We start from the raw sequence: 18948 nt of genomic DNA, 5'->3' as shown, positions 1-18948 counted from the left end.
GGCCTCGTCGTGGCGGCACCGCGCGGCGCGTATCTTGATCCCCATGGTGACGCTGCCCAACTCCCGCACCGAAGACGACGGTTCAGCCGTGATCCGGGTGCTCAGCTACAACATCCGGTCCATGCGGGACGACACCGAGGCGCTGGCCCGGGTGATCGCCGCCTGCGCGCCCGACCTCGTACTCGTCCAGGAGGCGCCCCGGTTCTTCCGGTGGCGCAAGAAGCTGGCACGGCTGGCACGCGCCGCCGATCTGGTGATGCTCTCGGGCGGTGCCACCGCGTCGGGGCCCGCGCTGCTCTGCTCGCTGCGGGCCACCGTCGAGCGGACCGAGGACGTGCTGCTTCCGCTGACGCCGGGGCTGCACCGGCGCGGCTTCGCCACCGCCGTCGTGCGCTTCGGCGGGGCCCGGCTGGGCGTGCTGAGCTGCCATCTGAGCCTGCAGAGCGACGAGCGGTACGAGCAGGGCGGGATGCTGCTCGACCGGCTTGCCGGGATGGGCGTGGAACACGCCGTCGCGGGCGGTGACCTCAACGACCGGCCCAAGGGGCGCACGTTCCAAAGGCTCGCCTCGGAGCTGCGGGACTGCTGGGCGACCGCGCCCTGGGGCGGCGAGAACACCTCGACGCCGGGGGACCCGCATCAGCGCATCGACGCGATCTTCGCCACCTCGGGCGTCGAAGTCCTCGGCTGCGGCGTGCCGTTGGATCTCGAAGGGGTGAGCGAGGCGGATCTGCGGGCGGCCACCGACCACCTGCCGGTGCTCGCCGCCCTCAGGATTCCCGCCGCCCCGAAGGCGTAGGGCCCTCAGACCACGGCGCCGCGGCCCGGGTCCTCGTTCTCCTCGTCGTCGTCGCCCTTCATCCGCGACACCAGCGTGGCGAAGCCGCCGAGGAAACCGCCGATGCTGAGGGTCGCCAGCCACCACGTCATCTGCCAGCCGAGCAGCACGGTGAGCAGGAGCAGCAGCGGGCCGCCGAGCACCGCGAGCCAGGCGAACTTCGCCGTCACGTCCGCGGCGGGCAGCGGCGGCGGCTCCGGCGGGACGAAGTGGCCCTCGTCGTCGGCGCCCAGGTCGTCGTCCGACGCCTCGGGCGCGTCATAGTCACGCGGGCCGCCGCCGCCCACGCCGGGGGCGAAGGAGACGGAGCCGCCCAGTGTCTTCTTGGACCCGGAGTCGTCCGGGTCGTCGGGAGCCGTGGGGTTCTTGGTGCTCTTGCCGCCCTTGTCGCCGGCGTCGCTCTTGTCGCCGGCCGGGGTGTCGTTCGTCTCCGGCTCCAGCAGGGCCAGGTCCTCGATGGACTTGAACGGCTTGGCGCCCGGCGGGTCCGCCGGCTCCTGGCCGTACCCCGCGACGATCGCCTGCCAGGCCGCGTCCTCGTCGAGCGGCAGCCCCAGGCCTTCTGCGGGCTCCTGCCGCTTCTCGGGCTCGCGGCTCTCGCCGTCGGGTTCGATTCGGTCCTGCTCAGCCACCGGTGGCCGTCCCTTCCTTACCGACACTGGGGGCGAGCCGGCCGATGAACGCGTAGCTCTCCTCGAAGATCCGGTCCGCATCATGGTCCAACGTCGCGACGTGGTAACTCTGTTCCAGGAGGATCTCGGTGACGTCCGTGGACGAGACCCGGCCGAGGATCCTGGCCGAGTCGGCCGGCGGCACCACATGGTCCTGCGGGCTGTGCAGCAGCAGCAACGGCTGCGTCACCTGCGGCAGTTCACCGTCCACCCGCTGGAAGAACCGGCGCAGGGAGTGCGCCGCGTGCAGCGGGATCCGGTGGTAGCCGACCTCCTCCGAACCCTCCAGTGCGATGTCGCTCACGATGCCCTTCGTGGACGGCACCAGATACCGGGCGACCGGCAGCGCGTGCGCCGCGAGGCCGTGCACCTTGTTCCCCGGGTTCACCACGACGACGCCGCGCACCTCGTCGCCGTGCTTCGCCGCGAGCCGCAGCGCCAGCGCCCCGCCCATGGAGAGGCCGAACACGAAGACCTCCGTGCACCGCTCGAGGAGTGCGCGCAGCTCGCGCTCCATCTCCGCGTACCAGTCCTGCCAGCCGGTGACCTGGAGGTCTTCCCAGCGTGTGCCGTGCCCCGGCAGCAGCGGGAGCGAGACGGTCAGGCCGCGGGCCGCGAGGAACTCCGCCCAGGGGCGCAGTGACTGCGGGCTTCCGGTGAAGCCGTGGCAGAGGAGGACGCCGACCTCGCCGCCCTCGTGGCGGTACGGCTCGGCTCCGGGGAGGACCGGCACTTCGGTCTCCTTCGTCAGATGTTGCTGCGGGGTGGGAGTACTTCACCGTACGCGACCGGACTGACACCGACCAGGGTCGTCGGGCCCTTTGGCCTTACTGCGGGTTAAGGTCTGATCCACACTTAACAGGAGGCACTCGGTTTGATCTACGGCGCAATGAAGGTCGCCATCGGAGGGCCGCTGAAGCTCGGCTTCAGGCCCTGGGTGGAGGGCCTTGTGAACGTACCCGCCGAGGGACCGGCCATCCTGGCGAGCAACCATCTCTCCTTCTCGGACTCCTTCTTCCTGCCCGCGGTGCTCGACCGCAAGGTCACCTTCATCGCGAAGGCGGAGTACTTCACGTCCCCGGGCGTGAAGGGCAGGCTCACGGCGGCCTTCTTCAAGGGCGTGGGCCAGCTGCCCGTGGACCGCTCCGGCGGCCGGGGCGCGGGCGAGGCGGCCATCAAGAGCGGCATCGAGGTCCTGGAGCGCGGCGAGCTCTTCGGCATCTACCCGGAAGGCACCCGTTCGCCCGACGGCAGGCTCTACCGTGGCAAGCCCGGGGGGCTCGCGCGCGTGGCCCTCGCCACCGGGGCGCCCGTGCTCCCCGTGGCCATGATCGACACGGAGAAGATCCAGCCGCCCGGCAAGGTGATGCCGAAGCTGATGCGGCCCGGCATCAAGATCGGCGAGCCGCTCGACTTCAGCCGCTACCACGGCATGGAGCAGGACCGGTTCGTCCTGCGGGCGGTGACCGACGAGGTCATGTACGAGATCATGAAGCTTTCCGGCCAGGAGTACGTCGACGAGTACGCGACGGCGGCCAAGCGCCGCCTCTCGGACGAGGCGAAGGCCGAGAAGGAAGCGGAGAAGAAGGCGGAGAAAGCGGCCGCGGCGGCCGAGAAGGAACGGTCCGGCGCGTAATCGCGTCCGTCATGGGGGAGCGAGCGCAAGGGGTGGCCGTCGGCGGCCCAAGGGGTGGGGGGCCATGGCCAAGCGTGTGCGCGTCATGAGGATGTCGGTCGAGCAGCCGCTGTGGCGTGCGCTGACCGGCTACCGCGTGCTGACGATGCTGTACGCGATCGGCCTGTTCGTGGCCGCGTACGACAAGTTCGACCGCCCCTGGGTGGCCGTCGCGTTCTACGCGGTGCTCGCCGGCTGGACCCTCGGCACGCTCCCGAAGGTCGCGAACGCGGCGAGCTGCACCAAGCGGTTTTTGATCACCGACCTGACCATCGCGCTGGTCGGCATCCTGCTCACGCCGGTCGCCGACTCGCACCAGCGGATCGTGCACGACGGCCCGACGCTGCCGTCGATATGGACGGCGGGCGCGGTGCTCGCGTTCGCGATCAAGGGCGGCTGGCGCTGGGCGGCGTTCGCCTCGGCGCTCGTCGGCGTGGCCAACATCGCGCAGCGCGGCAGGCCCACCCAGGACACCCTCCACAACGTCCTGCTCGTCTGCATCGCCTCCATCGCCATCGGTTACGTCGTCGAGGTGGCCCGCGCCTCCGAACGCACCCTCGCCCGCGCCCTGGAGATCGAGGCCGCGACCCGCGAGCGGGAGCGGCTGGCCCGCGACATCCACGACAGCGTGCTGCAGGTCCTCGCGATGGTGCAGCGGCGCGGCACCGCGATCGGCGGCGAGGCGGCGGAGCTCGGCAGGATGGCGGGGGAGCAGGAGGTCGCGCTCCGCACGCTGGTGGCGGGCGGCCTGGTCCTGCCCTCGCACGAGTCGGAGGACGCCTCGCTCGGCGCCGTGGTCCGCGCGGTGGAGGAACCGGACGACGACACCGCTGACGGGGACAGCTGTGACCTGCGGTCGCTGCTCTTCCCGTACGCGGGCGCGAAGATCACCGTCTCGGAGCCGGGCGCTCCGGTCGCCCTCGCGCCGAAGGCCGCCCGGGAGCTTGCCGCCGCGGTGGGCGCCGCCCTGGACAACGTCCACCGGCACGCGGGCCCGGACGCCGGAGCCTGGATCCTGGTCGAGGACGAGCCGGACGCCGTGATCGTGACGGTGCGGGACGACGGCCCCGGCATCCCCGAGGGCCGGCTCGCGGAGGCCGAGGGGGAGGGGCGGCTCGGCGTCGCCCTGTCGATCAGGGGGCGCCTGCGGGAGATCGGCGGCACGGCCGAGCTGATCTCGGTGCCCGGCCAGGGCACGGAAGTAGAACTGAGAGTCCCACGGGGGAAGGCAGGAAAGGAACGATGAGCGAGCAACCACAGCAGGACGGCGCCGTCCGGGTCATGGTGGTCGACGACCACCCGATGTGGCGGGACGCGGTCGCCCGCGACCTCGCGGAGGCCGGGTTCGACGTGGTCGCCACGGCGGGCGACGGCGAGCAGGCCGTACGCCGCGCACAGGCCGCCGCGCCCGACGTCCTGGTCCTCGACCTGAACCTGCCCCTGAAGCCGGGCGTCCAGGTCTGCAAGGAACTCGTCGCCGCCAACCCGGCCCTGCGCGTACTGGTCCTCTCGGCGAGCGGCGAGCACGCCGACGTCCTGGAGGCGGTCAAGTCCGGCGCCACCGGCTATCTCCTGAAGTCGGCCTCGACCGCCGAGCTGACCGACGCGGTGCGCCGCACTGCCGTCGGCGACACGGTCTTCACCCCGGGGCTCGCGGGCCTCGTCCTCGGCGAGTACCGCCGCCTGGCGTCCGATCCGGTGCCCGGCGCCCCGGACGAGCCGAAGGCCCCGCAGCTGACCGACCGCGAGACCGAGGTGCTGCGGCTCGTCGCCAAGGGCCTGAGCTACAAGCAGATCGCCGAGCGCCTGGTCATTTCGCACCGCACCGTGCAGAACCACGTGCAGAACACCCTGGGCAAGCTCCAGCTGCACAACCGCGTGGAGCTCGTGCGGTACGCGATCGAGCGAGGTCTCGACGACGCGTGAGCCTCGGGCGACCCCTCATAAGGGTGAACTCGCGTGATCAACTCCCCTTGAACGGCAAGGAATTGACCATCCCGACCGTCCCCGAGTGACCTGGATCACCATTAGCGTGACTCGCATCAGGTCACTGAGGCGAAGGGACGTTTCCATGGCGGCCAAGAAAATCGGAGTACTGACCGGAGGCGGCGACTGCCCCGGGCTCAACGCCGTCATCCGGGGCGTCGTCCGCAAGGGCGTGCAGGAGTACGGCTACGACTTCGTCGGCTTCCGCGACGGCTGGCGCGGTCCGCTGGAGGGTGACACCGTCCCGCTCGACATCCCGGCCGTGCGGGGCATCCTGCCCCGGGGCGGCACCATCCTCGGCTCCTCGCGCACCAACCCGCTCAAGGCGGAGAACGGCATCCGTCGCATCAAGGAGAACCTCGCCAAGCATGAGGTCGACTCCCTCATCGCGATCGGCGGCGAGGACACCCTCGGCGTCGCCGCCCGGCTCACCGACGAGTACGGCATCAACGTCGTCGGCGTACCGAAGACCATCGACAACGACCTCTCCGCCACGGACTACACCTTCGGCTTCGACACCGCGGTGGGCATCGCCACCGAGGCGATCGACCGGCTGCACACGACCGCCGAGTCGCACATGCGGGTCCTCGTGGTCGAGGTCATGGGGCGGCACGCGGGCTGGATCGCGCTGCACTCCGGGCTCGCGGGCGGCGCGAACGTCATCCTCATCCCCGAGCAGCGCTTCGACGTCGACCAGGTGTGCGCCTGGGTGACCTCGCGGTTCAAGGCGTCGTACGCGCCGATCGTCGTCGTCGCGGAAGGGGCCATGCCCAAGGACGGCGAGATGGTCCTCAAGGACGGCACGCAGGACTCCTTCGGGCATGTGCGGCTCTCGGGCGTCGGGGAATGGCTGGCCAAGGAGATCGAGGGGCGGACGGGCAAGGAAGCGCGGACGACCGTCCTCGGGCACGTCCAGCGCGGCGGTACGCCGAGCGCCTTCGACCGGTGGCTGGCCACGCGCTTCGGGCTGCACGCGATCGAGGCCGTGCGGGACGGCGACTTCGGGAAGATGGTCGCGTTGCAGGGCACGGACATCGTGCGGGTACCGATCGCTGACGCGACGGCGAAGCTGAAGACCGTGGACCCGAAGCTTTACTCCGAGGTGGGCGTCTTCTTCGGCTGATCTCCGGTGGGCGGGTGCCCTGTGCCGCCGCTTCGCGGCGGATCTCTCCCACCCGCCCACCCGTTCCCCGCAGTGCCGATCCACCCCGTCATACCTACACTCGCCCCATGGAGATCCTCGCCTTCGGCGTGCAGGCCGACGAGAAGCCGCTGATCGAGAAGGCCTTCGCCGCGCACCACGACGTGCGCTGTCTCGACGTCTTCCTCACCGAGGACACCGCCCCCATCGCCGCCGGCTACGAGATCATCTCGACCAGCGTCAACGCCGATCTCGGCAACCGCGTCCTGCAGACCCTCGCGGCGGGCGGGACGCAGATGATCGCGCAGCGCTCGACGGGCTTCAACAACATCGATCTCCTGGTCGCCGAGCGCCTCGGATTCACCATCGCCCGCGTCTCGTACTACTCGCCGTACTCCGTGGCCGAGTTCGCCTGGACCCTGGCGATGGCCGTCAATCGCCGCATCGTCCGCGCCAGCAACCGCACCCGCGACTTCGACTTCCGGCTCGACGGCCTGATGGGCAGGGACCTGCGGGGCCGCACGGTCGGCGTGCTCGGCACCGGGAAGATCGGCGAGGCGTTCACGCGGATCGCGCACGGCTTCGGGATGAAGCTGCTCGGCTGGGACGTCGCCGAGAATCCCGCCTGCGTCGAGCTGGGCATGAAGTACGTCGCGAAGGAGGAACTCTTCGCCGAGGCCGACCTGATCAGCCTGCACGTTCCGCTGCTCCCCGCCACGCAGCACATCATCGGCGCCGACGCGCTGCGGGCGATGAAGGACGACGCGATCCTGGTGAACTCCAGCCGCGGCGGCCTGATCGACACGGACGCACTGGTCTCGGAGCTGCGGGTGGGGCGCTTCGCGGGCGTCGGGCTCGACGTGTACGAGGCGGAGGCGGGGCTCTTCTTCCTCGACAAGTCGCTCGAAGCCATCGAGGACGACATCCTGGCCCGCCTGGTGACGTTCCCGAACGTCGTGGTCACCTCGCACCAGGCGTACTACACCGTGGACGCGGTCGGCCAGATCATCGACACCACGGTGCAGAACGTCCTGGACTACAAGGAGGGCCGCCGCAGCGAGAACGTGCTGGTCCCGGCGGCCCCCAAGCCCTAGGCCTGCTGTCGGAGACCCTGGACCAGCAGTCCGGAGAGCAGCTCCCGCACGATCGCCGTCCCGCGCAGCGAGAGCACCGACTCGGGGTGGAACTGGACCCCCGCGAAGCCCGGCCCCCGCAGCGCGTGCACCTCGCCCGTGGCCGGGTCCCTGCTGACCTCGATGCCGTGCGCCGCCAGTTCGAGCGACGTCTCCTCGTCGCAGTGGGCCGCGAAGCTGTTGTAGTAGCCGACCGTCTCCGGCCGCCCGAACAGGTCGATCCGCGTCTGGGCGCCCTGGTAGGGCACCTCCTTGCGGACGATCCCCAGGCCCAGTTCCGAGGCCAGGAGCTCATGGCCGAGGCAGACACCGAGGACGCCGTGGCGGTGATCGCGGATCACCTCGGCGGTCAGTGAGCGCAGGAAGGTCATCTTCGGGTCGTCGGGGTCCGAGGGGTTGCCGGGGCCGGGGCCCAGGACCAGCGGGCCCTCGTGGGCCAGGGCGGCCTCCCGCAGACCCGGCTCGTCGTAGCGGCGCACGGTGACCGTGAGGCCCGAGGAGCGGAGCAGATGCGCCAGCATCGACGTGAACGTGTCCTCGCCGTCGATCACCAGGGCGTGCCCGGACAGCTCGGCGGTCTGCTCCTGCATCCGCAGCCAGAACGGCGCGAGGCCGGCCCGCCGGCTGTCGAGGGCCGCCCGCACCCGCGGGTCGTCGGCCAGGGCGGGGCGTACGCGCTCGTCGCGGGGGCGCCCCGGACGCACCCCGAGCGCGGTGAGCACGCCGGCTGCCTTGGCGTGCGTCTCGGCCACCTCACCCGCCGGGTCGGAGCCCCGTACGAGCGTCGCGCCGACCGGGACCCGCAGCCTTCCGTCCGCGGAGATGTCGGCGGTGCGGATCAGGATGGGGGAGTCCAGGGTCTGCGCGCCGCCGGCGTCCCGGCCGATGAGGGCGAGGGCGCCCGCGTAGTAGCCGCGCCCGCCCGTCTCGTGACGCTCGATGACGCGGCAGGCGTTCTGCACGGGCGAGCCGGTGACGGTCGCCGCGAACATCGTCTCCTTCAGTACCTCGCGCACATCCAGGGACGACTTGCCGCGCAGCTCGTACTCGGTGTGCGCGAGGTGCGCCATCTCCTTGAGCCGCGGCCCGACGACGACACCGCCCATGTCGCCGACGGTGCACATCATCTTGAGCTCCTCGTCGACGACCATCGACAGCTCCTCGGTCTCCTTGCCGTCGGCGAGGAAGCCGAGCAGATCGTCCGCCGTGGGCCCTTCGGCCGGGTAGCGGTAGGTCCCGCTGATCGGGTTCATGACGACCGTCCCGCCGGACATCCGCACATGCACCTCGGGACTCGCCCCGACCAGGGTCCGCTCCCCGGTGTGCACGACGTACGTCCAATAGGCGCCCCGCTCGCCCACGAGCAGCCTGCGGAAGAGAGCCAGGGCGTCCGCCCTGGAAAAGCCGGGGATCTCACCCTCGTACGTACGCCGGATGACGAAGTTCGCGCCCTCGCCCCGCCCGATCTCCTCGCGCAGGACCCGTCCGACGATCTCCGCGTAGGCGTCGTCGTCGACGTCGAAGGCCCCGCCCTCGACCCGCACGTCATGGGAGGGCAGCGTCGACAGGGCTTCGGAGAGCGGTAGTTCGTACATCTCGTCGGGGGTCAGGACCGTGAGCGGCGTGCCGTCGTCACGTACGTCGAATCCGCGCTCCCTGATCTGCCGGAAGGGGATCAGGGCGAGGCCCTCGTCGGGGATGTCGGCGAGCCGGTCGTACGTGCCGACCGCGCCGATCAGGACCTCGACCGTGTCGTGGTCGTGGCCGGGCGTGCGGCGGCGGAGCACGGCGAACGGGCGGTCGTCCGTCAGCAGACCGGCGAGCTGGTTCGGGATGTCCATCGGGTCTTGTTCCTTCTCACTCGGAGAGGAACGGCCCGGTCCGGAGACCATGCTCCGGAAAACACTGAAGGCCGCCCCTCGGGCGGCCTTCGCGAGTCTCGATACGCGCAGAATCAGTGGGCCGCCGGATGAGCGGGCCACCACCAGTTTCGGTTCGTCTGCGTGTGCATGTCCGGCACACTAGCGCATCACCGGGGCGGCGCTCGGCTGTGTCGGGTCCGTCTCACTTGGTGAGCGGGTGAATGGACGGCGGACATCACCCCGTAATGTTGTGGGGGTGACCGTGAACGCTAAGACCACCCCTGACGGTGGCAACACCTGGCGAGACCTTCCCGCGGCGCAGCAGCCTGAGTACCCCGATGCCGAGGCTCTGCGCGATGTGATCGCGGACCTCGAGTCGTATCCGCCGCTCGTCTTCGCGGGCGAGTGCGACCAGCTGCGCGCCCGACTGGCCTCCGTCGCCAAGGGAGAGGCGTTCCTGCTTCAGGGCGGCGACTGCGCCGAGGCCTTCGACGCCGTGTCGGCCGACCACATCCGCAACAAACTGAAGACGCTGCTCCAGATGGGCGCCGTCCTGACGTACGCGGCCTCCGTGCCCGTCGTGAAGGTCGGCCGCATCGCCGGGCAGTACTCGAAGCCGCGCTCCAAGGGCACCGAGACCCGCGACGGCGTGACCCTGCCGACGTACCGCGGCGACTCGGTCAACGGCTTCGACTTCGACGAGAAGTCCCGCGTCCCGGACCCCGAGCGCCTGAAGCGGATGTACAACGCGTCCGCCTCCACGCTCAACCTGGTGCGCGCCTTCACCACCGGCGGTTACGCCGACCTGCACCAGGTGCACGCCTGGAACCAGGACTTCGTGAAGTCGTCCCCCTCGGGCCAGCGCTACGAGCAGCTGGCCCGCGAGATCGACAACGCGCTCAACTTCATGAAGGCCTGCGGGACGGACCCGGAAGAGTTCAAGACCGTCGAGTTCTACGCCTCGCACGAGGCGCTGCTCCTCGACTACGAGTCGGCCCTCACCCGCGTGGACTCGCGCACCGGGCGGCTCTACGACACCTCGGGCCACATGGTCTGGATCGGTGAGCGCACCCGTCAACTGGACGGCGCGCACATCGAGTTCGCCTCCAAGGTGCGCAACCCCATCGGCATCAAGCTCGGCCCGACGACGACCCCGGAGGAGGCGCTGCAGTACATCGAGCGCCTCGACCCGGACCGTGAGCCCGGCCGGCTGACCTTCATCGTCCGCATGGGCGCCGACAAGGTCCGGGACAAGCTCCCGGAGCTCGTCGAGAAGGTCACCGCCTCCGGCGCGACCGTCGCCTGGGTGACCGACCCGATGCACGGCAACACCTTCGAGGCGGCCTCCGGTCACAAGACCCGCCGCTTCGACGACGTGCTCGACGAGGTCAAGGGCTTCTTCGAGGTCCACAAGGGTCTCGGCACGCACCCGGGCGGCATCCACGTCGAGCTCACCGGTGACGACGTCACCGAGTGCGTGGGCGGCGGCGACGAGATCTTCGTCGACGACCTGCACCAGCGCTACGAGACGGCCTGCGACCCGCGTCTGAACCGCAGCCAGTCCCTGGACCTGGCGTTCCTGGTGGCGGAGATGTACCGCGACCAGTAGGAATCAGCAGGCATCAGCTGGTATTCCCGCATGACGCGATGGTGGGGCACGGATCCATGTGATCCGTGCCCCACCGGCGTATCAGGGCTTTTGTGGACCCGGGGACGTGGGTAAGGTTAGGTTAGCCTCACCGATTAAACGGGATGGCGCCGCCGATCAATCCTGCCCGGGAGGTGAACCGCGTGTACGTCTGCAACTGCTTCGGAGTAACCGAGGCGCAGGTGAAGCAGCACGCGGCGGACGGCGCCTGCACGCCCCGCCAGATAGCGTCCGCCAGCAAGGCGGGCACCGACTGCGGTTCCTGTGTGCGGAGCATCCAGGCGCTCCTGGGCCGGGGCACGTGCCCCCGCAGGGAGCTGGCCGACCAGGGGAAGCCCGTGCTCACCGGCGTGGACGCCGGCCTCGACACCGCCCTGGACGAGGCCGCCTAGCCCGCGTCAGCTCTCCGGCTGCTCGATCAGCTGCGCGATGTAGAGCGGCTCACCGAGCTTCTCGACCAGTTCGAGCTGGGTGTCGAGATAGTCGATGTGGTGCTCCTCGTCCTCCAGGATCGACTCGAAGATGTTCGCGGAAGTGATGTCTCCCTTGCCGCGCATCACCTCGATCCCGCGCTTGAGGCGGTCGATCGCCTCCGCCTCGATCTGCCGGTCGGCCTGGAACATCTCCGTGACGGTCTGGCCCACGCGTACGTGGAAGAGCCGCTGGTAGTTGGGCAGGCCGTCGAGGAAGAGAATCCGGTCGGTCAGGATCTCCGCGTGCTTCATCTCGTCGATCGACTCGGACCGGGTGTACTTCGCGAGCTTGGGCCAGCCGAAGTTCTCCTGCATCTTGGCGTGGAGAAAGTACTGGTTGATCGCCGTGAGCTCGGCGGTCAGCTGCTCGTTGAGAAATTCGATGACCTCGGGGTCGCCCTGCATCGCAGAGGCTCCTTCCACGTGGTAACTGGGCAGGTTCCGCGCATCCTTGCACCGGTACGGGAGACCGTCCAGTAAGTGCATGCTTAGTAGGAGTTGCCCCAATCAGCCGCCGACCGGCGCCGGTCGGCGGCCTCCTGGTCACGTCCACCTACCCGGGTCTGTCAGGATGGACGCATGGGTCAGTCGGCGGATCGCGCATCTCGGGAAGCAGTGGAGCCGGAGCTCCCACCGGGGCAGCGACTGCAAAGAGGCTGGCCGGTCACCCACTACGGGCCGGTGCCGAAGTTCCGTCCGGAGCGCTGGGAGTTCAGGGTCTTCGGGGCCACCGCCGACGGGGACAAACACTGCTGGACGCACGAGGAGTTCTCGGCTCTTCCGTACGCCACCGTGGTCGGCGATCTGCACTGCGTCACGAAGTTCAGCATGCTAGGCGCCGAATGGGGCGGGGTGCCCGCGCGGGCCCTGCTCGAGATCGCACCGCCGGCGCCGGACGCCACCCATGTGATGGTCTGGGCCGAGTACGGCTTCAGCTCCAACCTGCGGATGGCCGACTTCATGGATGAGCGCACGATCTTCGCCACCCACAAAGGGGGCGAGCTGCTGACCGCGGAGCACGGATTCCCGCTGCGGCTCGTGGTGCCTCATCTGTACGCCTGGAAGGGCCCCAAGTGGGTCCGTGGCGTGGAGTACATGACCGCCGACCGCCGCGGCTTCTGGGAGGAGCGCGGCTATCACAACGTCGGCGACCCCTGGACCGAGCAGCGCTACTCGTACCAGGAAGAGCCCGGGGACGGCCCCGAGCTCTAGTCCTGGCTTCTGTCGGCGCCCTGGTCCTGGCTTCCGTCAGTGGTGGTACTGGTGCACCACCGCGTGGCCCTTGCCGCGGCCGATCATCCACTTGTTGACCGGGACGGTGATCACGAAGGCGGCGGCCAGCGCGATGGCCAGGATGTACCAGAACATCGGGTCCGCCAGGTGGGCGTCCATCGCTCCCGGCCAGAGCGCGATCACGCCGTTGTCGATGAGCTCCATCACCGCGATGGACAGGGTGTCCGCGGCGAGCGCGACCCGGAACGCCGTCCTGAAATCGACCCCCGCCTTCAGGATGCCGCGCAGGGTCAGGGCGTAACCGAAGAAGAAGGCCAGGGTGATCGCGAGGATCATCGTCTGCACGTTCCCCCAGCCCAGCGCGGTGCCGATGACCATGCCGAGGATCTCGCCGATGGCGCACCCGGTGAGGCAGTGGAGGGTGGCCTGCGCCGCCATGCGCCAGCTGACCTTGCCCATGCCGTGCTGGTGCTCGTGGTGCTCGTGGTGCCCCGCGTGCTGGTGCTCGTCATGGTGAGCGTGCTCGGCCTGGGTGTCGTGATCGTGCTGCATGAGAATCCCCCAACGTCGGACAACGGTTCCTGCCGCCTGGCAAGAACCGTATACCCCTAGGGGGTATTCCCTCAAGGGGTCTCCGGGGTCGGTGGGGTCGCTGAGGTCAGGTCTCTAGATGGTCCTGAGCTCCTTCAGGCGCGCCACATCCGCGGCATGCCCTTCCTTGCCGCCGGGCGTCTCGATGATCAGCGGCACGTTCTCGGTCGCCGGGTGGGTCATCAGCTCGCGGAAGGGCTCCTCGCCGATGTGGCCGGTGCCGATGTTCTCGTGACGGTCCTTGTGGGCGCCGACCACATCCTTGGAGTCATTGGCGTGCACCAGCTTCAGACGGCTCTCGCCGACGGTGTCGACCAGCAGGTCAAGCGTCTCCTTCATGCCGCCGGGGCCGGCCAGGTCGTGGCCCGCCGCGAAGATGTGGCAGGTGTCCAGGCAGACGCCCAGCTTCGGGTGGGCGTCCAGCGCGTCGAAGTACGGGCCGAAGTCCCAGGTGCGTGAGCAGAGCGAGAAGCCCTGGCCCGCGGTCGACTCCAGGAGGAGGAACGGGTCGTCCTCGTGCGTCAGCTCGTCGAGCAGCGGCAGCATCCGGTCGCGCACCTGCCGCAGGGCCACGGCGCGGTCCCGGCCGCCGGTCGCGGAACCGGTGTGCACGACGACCCCGAGCGCGCCGATCGCGCGGGCCCTGCGCAGCGAGTGGCGCAGGGACTCCACGGACTTCTCCACGGTCGCCTCGGTGTGCGAGCCGAAGTTGATGAGGTAGGGCGCGTGGACGTACGCGGGAATCCCCTCGGCGGCACAGGCCGCGCGGAACTGCTCGTCCTGCTTCGGATTGCCGGGCGGCGTGGCCCAGCCCCGCGGATTGGCCACGAACACCTGGACGGCCTCGGCGCCCAGGTCACGGGCGTACGAGAGCCCGATGGAGGCGAGGCCACCCGCGACGGGGACATGGCCGCCGACGGGATTGCGGGACAGGGGGCCGCTGGACTTGGCGCTGGGGGACTTATTGCTGCTCACGCGCTAAAGGGTGGCATGCGAGTGAGGGGGGTCCGCCGGCGGATCCCGGTCGGCCGGGCGCCGCAGGGGCGCGGGGAACTGCGCGACCAGCCACAGACGGCCCGCAGATCGGAACAGGCAGGCCGGCCCGCGCCCGTCCGCCGGCCTGCGCCGGGGGCCCGGACGTATGCCACAGGCCCCCGGCCAGGATCAGCGGATCTTGATGGTGATCGTGGAACCCTTGGGGGCCTTGTCGCCGCCCTCCACGGACTGGCTCTCCACCTTGTCCGCGAAGAGACCCAGCAGGCCCCGGTCCTTGTCGACGTCGAAGCCGACAGCCTCCAGCTCCTGCGTGGCCTCGTCGACCTTCATGCCCTCGACGTCCGGCACCTCGATCATCTCCGGGCCCTTGGACAGCGTCAGCTTGACCGTGTCGCCCTCGGCGAGCCGCTTCTGGCCCTCCCTGGGGGACTGGTCGAGGACCGTGCCCTTGTCCTCGTCGGAGTGGATCCGCTTCGTCTCGATCTCGACCTTCAGGCCCAGGTCCTCCAGCTCGGAGGTGGCGTCGGCCTGGGAGTCGCCCGTCACGTCGGGGACCTCGACCTCGGGCCCCTTGCTGACGGTGATCGCGATGGCCGAGCCCGCCTTGCGCTTGATGCCCGCCTTCGGGTCCGTGCCGATCACGGAGCCCTTGCGCACCTCGTCGCTGAAGGCCTTGTTCGTCATCCCGGGAGCGAACCCGGCGTCCTTGAGCTCGTCCTTCGCCTTGGCCAAGGGGGTGCCCGAAAGGCTCGGGACCTTCACGATCTCGGGACCCTTCGAGATGGTCAGCGTCACCCCGTCGTTGTCACGGATGCGCTCGCCCGCCTCGGGGTCGGTGGCCATGACCGTGCCGCGCTTGTCGGTGTCGCTGTAGGCGCGCTTGACGGCGTTGACCTCGAGCCCCTCTTCGCCGAGGCGCTTCTTGGCCGCCGACTCGGTCTTCGCCAGAAGCGGCGGGACCTTCGTGAACTGGCCGGAGTTGATGTACCAGACACCGGCGCCGAGGCCGAGGGCGAGCAGCACGGCGGCGACCACGGCCAGCGTGCGGCGGCGCGGATCGAGGCCCCTGCGGCCGGGCGCGGCCGGCGGAGCGGGCGGCGGCGGAGGTGACGCCAGGATGCTCGTGCGGTTGAGCTGGTCCTGGCGGTCCTGGTCGCCGTCCGTGGGGAGCGGCAGCTGTACGGGACGCACCGCGCGCGGAATCACGTTCGTACGGTCGTCGGAGTTGTCGCGCCGCGCGTCGTCGTGGTCCGCGGCGTGGGCCTGCGGCGGCACCGCGTCCAGCTGTTCGACGGAGAGCGCGGAGCGCGCCACCCTGGCCTGCCCGAGGAGCGCCACCGCGTCGTACGGGCGGACGTCGGGCGTGCGGGCGGTCGCGGAGGCCACGAGCTCGTCGAGCTCGACGGCGAGACCCGGGACGGCCGCCGAAGGGGGCGGTACGTCCTCGTGGAGGTGTTGGTAGAGCACCTGGGCGGGCGACTCACCGGAGTGCGGCTTGGCGCCGGTCAGCATCTCGTAGAGCACGACGCCGCACGCGTACACGTCCACACGGGTGTCGGCGGTGCCGTGCTCTATCTGCTCGGGGGCGAGATAGGAGACGGTGCCCAGGACCGTGCCGGTCGTGTTCGTGACGGTGTCCACCGCGCGCACGAGCCCGAAGTCGGCGACCTTGACCCGGCCGTCGTCCCCTATGAGGACGTTCTCCGGCTTCATGTCGCGGTGCACGAAGCCCGCGCGGTGCGCGGCGCCGAGCGCGGCCAGGACCGGCTCCAGGATGTCCAGGGCCGCGCGCGGCTGCAGGGCGCCGCGGTCGCGGAGCACGTCACGCAGGGTGCAGCCGGCGACGTACTCCATCGCGAGGTAGACGTACGCGCCGTCGGCGCCCTGGTCGTACACCCCCACCACGTTCGGGTGCGAGAGCCGGGCGATCGACTTGGCCTCGCGGATGAAGCGCTCGACGAACGAGACGTCGGCGGCCAGCGTCGGGTGCATCACCTTGAGCGCGAGCACGCGGTCCAGGCGGGTGTCCACGGCCCGGTAGACCGTGGCCATCCCGCCGACCGCGATCCGCCCGTCCACGCGATAGCGGCCGTCGAGCACCTGCCCGACGAGCGGGTCCTGAAGGGTCGTGTCCACGCAGGGAGTCTACGAGCCACCACCGACACCGTTGCCCGCCCGGGCACGCTCGGGCCTCGACTGCAGCCGAGCTGTGACAGGCGGGCGGCGCTCAGAAGGCGGGCCGCTCCGGGTCGAGCCGGGCCATGCCTTCCACGGGCGATGACGCCTCGGCGAAGTGCCGCCGGGGGATGCGCCCGGCCCGGTACGCGAGCCGCCCCGCCTCGACGCCGTGCCGCATGCCCTCGGCCATCAGGACCGGCTCCTGCGCCCGCGTCACGGCCGAGGCGAGCATCACACCCGCGCAGCCGAGTTCCATGGCGAGGGTCGCGTCGGACGCCGTCCCCGCGCCCGCGTCCAGGATCACCGGAACGCCCGCGCGCTCGACGATCAGCTGGAAGTTGTGCGGGTTGCGGATGCCGAGTCCGGAGCCGATGGGGGAGCCGAGCGGCATGATCGCCGCACAGCCCACGTCCTCCAGTTTCCGGGCGAGCACCGGGTCGTCGTTCGTGTACGGGAGGACCGTGAAGCCGTCGTCGACGAGGATCTCGGCGGCGTCGATGAGCTCGATCGGGTCGGGCAGCAGGGTGCGCTCGTCCGCGATGACCTCCAGCTTGACCAGGTCGGTGCCGAGCGCCTCCCGCGCGAGCCGGGCGGTCAGGACGGCCTCGCCCGCGGTGAAACAGCCCGCCGTGTTCGGCAGGACGCGGATGCCGAGCCGGTCGAGGACGGAGAGCACCGAGCCCTGCACCCCGGGGTCGAGGCGGCGCATCGCGACCGTCGTCAGCTCCGTGCCGGAGGCGACGAGGGAGCGTTCCAGGACGTCCAGGCTCGGCGCACCGCCCGTACCCATGATCAGGCGGGAGGAAAGGGTGAGCCCGCCGATGACGAAGGGGTCGTCTGCCATGTCGGTTCAGCCTCCTTGGACGGCGGTGAGGACCTCGACGCGGTCCCCGTCGGTGAGCGGCGTGGTGGACCACCGCGCGCGCGGGACGACGGTTTCGTTGAGGGCGGCGGCGACCCCGGACGGGGCCGCGGTCAGGGTGGCGACGAGGGCTTCGAGCGTGGTGCCCGCGGCCACGTCGCGTGCTTCTCCGTTGACGGAGACGGCGGTGACGGCTGTGTCGGACGGGAGAGTCATGCGGGCTGCTCCAGGAAACGCTGCGTGAGGGGGCCGCGGACGAAACGCAGGGGGGTGAACCCCCGTGCCTCGTCCGGCAGTTCCCCGGTGGTCAGGGAGTGCGCGAGCACGTCGCCGGTGACGGGCGTCAGGAGGACGCCGTTGCGGTAGTGCCCGGTGGCCAGCTGCAGGCCGGGGAGCGCGGTCGGGCCGAGCAGCGGCGCGTTGTCGGGGGAGCCGGGGCGCAGGCCCGCGCGGGTCTCCGTCAGCGGCAGTTCCGTGATGCCGGGCACGAGCTCGTGGGCGTCCCGCAGCAGCTCGTACACGCCGCCGGCCGTGACCGTCGTGTCCCAGCCGAGCTCCTCGCTGGTCGCGCCGACGACGAGCTCGCCGTTCTCGCGCGGCACCAGGTAGACGTGGCTGCCGCGCACCACGGCGCGCACGGTGCGGCTCAGGAACGGCGCGAGACGCTGCGGCACCGTGAGCCGCAGCACCTGGCCCTTCACGGGGCGCACGGGCGGCAGGACGCCCTCCGGCACCCCGGCGAGGCGCCCGCTGAGGCTGCCCGCGGCGAGCACGGTCTGGCCGGCCTCCAGGGCGGTGCTGTCGGCGAGGACGACTCCGGTGGCCCGGTCGCCCGCCACCGAGAGGCGCTCCGCCCACGCGTGGTGGAGGACCACGCCGGCCCGCTCGCAGGCCACCAGGAGCGCCGCGGCGAGCCTGCGCGGGTCGACCTGGTGATCGCCGTCGACCCGGAGGCCGCCCCGGACGCCCGGCGCGAGCATCGGTTCGAGGCGGCGGCACTCGCGGCCGCTCAGCCATTCCGACGTGAGCCCCGACTGCTGCTGAAGGGCGTGCAGCTCCCGCAGATGGGCACGGTCGTCGGAGTCCAGCGCGACGGCGAGCGTGCCGCACGCGCGGTAGCCGAGATCGCGGCCGCTCGCCTCCGCCAGCTCGGCCGCGAAGTCGGGATAGCGCCGCGCGGAGGCCAGATTCAGGCCGAGCAGCGTCTGCTCCCCGTAGTGCAGCTCGGTGACGGCGGCCAGCATGCCCGCGGCGACCTGCGCCGCGCCGCCGCCGGGCTCGGGGTCCACGACCGCGACGGACAGGCCGCGCTGCGCCGCCCGCCAGGCCGTGACCAGGCCGATGATGCCGCCCCCGACGACCAGGACGTCGGTCGTGTGCGTCGTACGGGGTGGTGTTCGTGGATGCATGGGTGTCCAGCCCCTCCCTTCGCCGGCATGACCCGGATCAGGTTCGTACGGTCGGAGGCCGTCCAGCCTCCCTCTCAGCCCGGTGCGTCCGGGCTCCCGCGAGTGCTCTGCACGGCAACCCTAGCCCTTGGTGCCCCGGGGCAGGTAGGGCAGCTCCGCGGTCACGGGCTGTGACGGTGTGTCAGAGATCTCGCCGTCGCGCCCTGAGGCGCGCCTCGTCCGCCGTCCTAGAGTGATCGGGTGAGTGAGCAG

Annotated in this window: 19 protein-coding genes and 1 riboswitch; of the genes, 9 read left to right on the top strand and 10 right to left on the bottom strand. The window is 70.7% G+C overall.

The annotated features are described in order from the left end of the window. Positions 1 to 43 precede the first annotated feature (43 nt). Positions 44 to 799: an endonuclease/exonuclease/phosphatase family protein gene (locus AB0I66_RS15095; protein ID WP_363208267.1), complete on the top strand. Its 756-nt coding sequence runs from the start codon at positions 44 to 46 to the stop codon at positions 797 to 799. Positions 800 to 804: 5 nt separating this feature from the next. On the opposite strand, the gene AB0I66_RS15090 is transcribed toward AB0I66_RS15095, so the two are convergent. Together AB0I66_RS15090 and AB0I66_RS15085 are read right to left on the bottom strand one after the other, a co-directional pair. Beyond that, complete coding sequence (locus AB0I66_RS15090) at positions 805 to 1470, bottom strand: hypothetical protein (RefSeq protein WP_363208266.1); 666 nt, start codon at positions 1468 to 1470, stop codon at positions 805 to 807. After that, complete coding sequence (locus AB0I66_RS15085) at positions 1463 to 2242, bottom strand: alpha/beta fold hydrolase (RefSeq protein ID WP_363208265.1); 780 nt, start codon at positions 2240 to 2242, stop codon at positions 1463 to 1465. The genes AB0I66_RS15090 and AB0I66_RS15085 overlap by 8 nt, the downstream gene beginning before the upstream one ends. Positions 2243 to 2398: 156 nt before the next feature. On the opposite strand from AB0I66_RS15085, the gene AB0I66_RS15080 reads away from it, so the two are divergent. From AB0I66_RS15080 to AB0I66_RS15060, 5 genes are all read left to right on the top strand, one after another. Further along, the gene (locus AB0I66_RS15080; protein WP_363208684.1) at positions 2399 to 3145 is read left to right on the top strand and encodes a lysophospholipid acyltransferase family protein; all 747 of its coding nucleotides are present in this window, start codon (positions 2399 to 2401) and stop codon (positions 3143 to 3145) included. 64 nt (positions 3146 to 3209) lie between these two features. Beyond that, positions 3210 to 4430, top strand: coding sequence for a DUF5931 domain-containing protein (locus AB0I66_RS15075; RefSeq protein WP_363208263.1), 1221 nt, complete (start codon positions 3210 to 3212; stop codon positions 4428 to 4430). Continuing rightward, complete coding sequence (locus AB0I66_RS15070) at positions 4427 to 5110, top strand: response regulator transcription factor (protein WP_363208262.1); 684 nt, start codon at positions 4427 to 4429, stop codon at positions 5108 to 5110. The genes AB0I66_RS15075 and AB0I66_RS15070 overlap by 4 nt, the downstream gene beginning before the upstream one ends. 145 nt (positions 5111 to 5255) lie before the next feature. Beyond that, on the top strand, positions 5256 to 6293 hold the full coding sequence (locus AB0I66_RS15065) for a 6-phosphofructokinase (RefSeq protein WP_363208261.1): 1038 nt from the start codon (positions 5256 to 5258) through the stop codon (positions 6291 to 6293). Between the two features lie 107 nt (positions 6294 to 6400). Then, entirely contained in the window at positions 6401 to 7405 is a 1005-nt protein-coding gene (locus AB0I66_RS15060; RefSeq protein WP_363208260.1) for a 2-hydroxyacid dehydrogenase, read from the top strand. On the opposite strand, the gene AB0I66_RS15055 is transcribed toward AB0I66_RS15060, so the two are convergent. Further along, positions 7402 to 9285 (bottom strand): anthranilate synthase family protein, encoded by a 1884-nt coding sequence (locus tag AB0I66_RS15055; protein WP_363208259.1) that lies wholly within the window; start codon positions 9283 to 9285, stop codon positions 7402 to 7404. The two genes, AB0I66_RS15060 and AB0I66_RS15055, sit on opposite strands and share 4 nt — an antisense overlap. A 277-nt stretch (positions 9286 to 9562) precedes the next feature. On the opposite strand from AB0I66_RS15055, the gene AB0I66_RS15050 reads away from it, so the two are divergent. Both AB0I66_RS15050 and AB0I66_RS15045 read left to right on the top strand, forming a co-directional pair. Beyond that, a complete protein-coding gene (locus AB0I66_RS15050; RefSeq protein WP_363208258.1) occupies positions 9563 to 10915 on the top strand; it encodes a class II 3-deoxy-7-phosphoheptulonate synthase in 1353 nt (450 codons plus the stop codon). 173 nt (positions 10916 to 11088) lie between these two features. Then, complete coding sequence (locus AB0I66_RS15045) at positions 11089 to 11346, top strand: (2Fe-2S)-binding protein (RefSeq protein WP_363208683.1); 258 nt, start codon at positions 11089 to 11091, stop codon at positions 11344 to 11346. A 6-nt stretch (positions 11347 to 11352) separates the two neighbouring features. Here AB0I66_RS15045 and bfr read toward each other — a convergent pair whose 3' ends face one another. Next, positions 11353 to 11832: a bacterioferritin gene (gene bfr / locus AB0I66_RS15040; RefSeq protein ID WP_363208257.1), complete on the bottom strand. Its 480-nt coding sequence runs from the start codon at positions 11830 to 11832 to the stop codon at positions 11353 to 11355. Positions 11833 to 12006: 174 nt separating this feature from the next. Here bfr and AB0I66_RS15035 point away from each other — a divergent pair, with 174 nt between their 5' ends. Continuing rightward, a complete protein-coding gene (locus AB0I66_RS15035) occupies positions 12007 to 12639 on the top strand; it encodes a sulfite oxidase-like oxidoreductase (protein WP_361045532.1) in 633 nt (210 codons plus the stop codon). Between the two features lie 36 nt (positions 12640 to 12675). On the opposite strand, the gene AB0I66_RS15030 is transcribed toward AB0I66_RS15035, so the two are convergent. The 6 genes from AB0I66_RS15030 to thiO all read right to left on the bottom strand — a co-directional run bounded on the left by AB0I66_RS15030 (position 12676) and on the right by thiO (position 18696). Next, positions 12676 to 13119, bottom strand: a complete 444-nt coding sequence (locus AB0I66_RS15030) for a DUF4396 domain-containing protein (RefSeq protein ID WP_363208682.1) — start codon at positions 13117 to 13119, stop codon at positions 12676 to 12678. A 207-nt stretch (positions 13120 to 13326) separates the two neighbouring features. Beyond that, positions 13327 to 14226, bottom strand: a complete 900-nt coding sequence (locus AB0I66_RS15025) for a deoxyribonuclease IV (protein WP_363208256.1) — start codon at positions 14224 to 14226, stop codon at positions 13327 to 13329. A gap of 189 nt (positions 14227 to 14415) precedes the next feature. Then, positions 14416 to 16383: a Stk1 family PASTA domain-containing Ser/Thr kinase gene (gene pknB, locus AB0I66_RS15020; RefSeq protein WP_363208255.1), complete on the bottom strand. Its 1968-nt coding sequence runs from the start codon at positions 16381 to 16383 to the stop codon at positions 14416 to 14418. 91 nt (positions 16384 to 16474) lie between these two features. Beyond that, on the bottom strand, positions 16475 to 17269 hold the full coding sequence (locus tag AB0I66_RS15015; RefSeq protein WP_363208254.1) for a thiazole synthase: 795 nt from the start codon (positions 17267 to 17269) through the stop codon (positions 16475 to 16477). Between the two features lie 6 nt (positions 17270 to 17275). Beyond that, positions 17276 to 17503, bottom strand: a complete 228-nt coding sequence (gene thiS / locus AB0I66_RS15010) for a sulfur carrier protein ThiS (protein WP_363208253.1) — start codon at positions 17501 to 17503, stop codon at positions 17276 to 17278. After that, on the bottom strand, positions 17500 to 18696 hold the full coding sequence (thiO, locus tag AB0I66_RS15005) for a glycine oxidase ThiO (protein ID WP_363208252.1): 1197 nt from the start codon (positions 18694 to 18696) through the stop codon (positions 17500 to 17502). Before thiO ends, thiS begins: the two co-directional genes overlap by 4 nt. Then, positions 18694 to 18806, bottom strand: a riboswitch (TPP riboswitch). It overlaps the preceding gene by 3 nt. Between the last annotated feature and the right edge of the window lie 142 nt (positions 18807 to 18948).

The sequence above is a fragment of the Streptomyces sp. NPDC050439 genome (assembly GCF_040655335.1).
GTDB lineage: Bacteria > Actinomycetota > Actinomycetes > Streptomycetales > Streptomycetaceae > Streptomyces.
The sequence above is the reverse complement of the archived record's forward strand: the minus strand, read 5'-3'. Positions and strand labels throughout refer to the sequence as shown.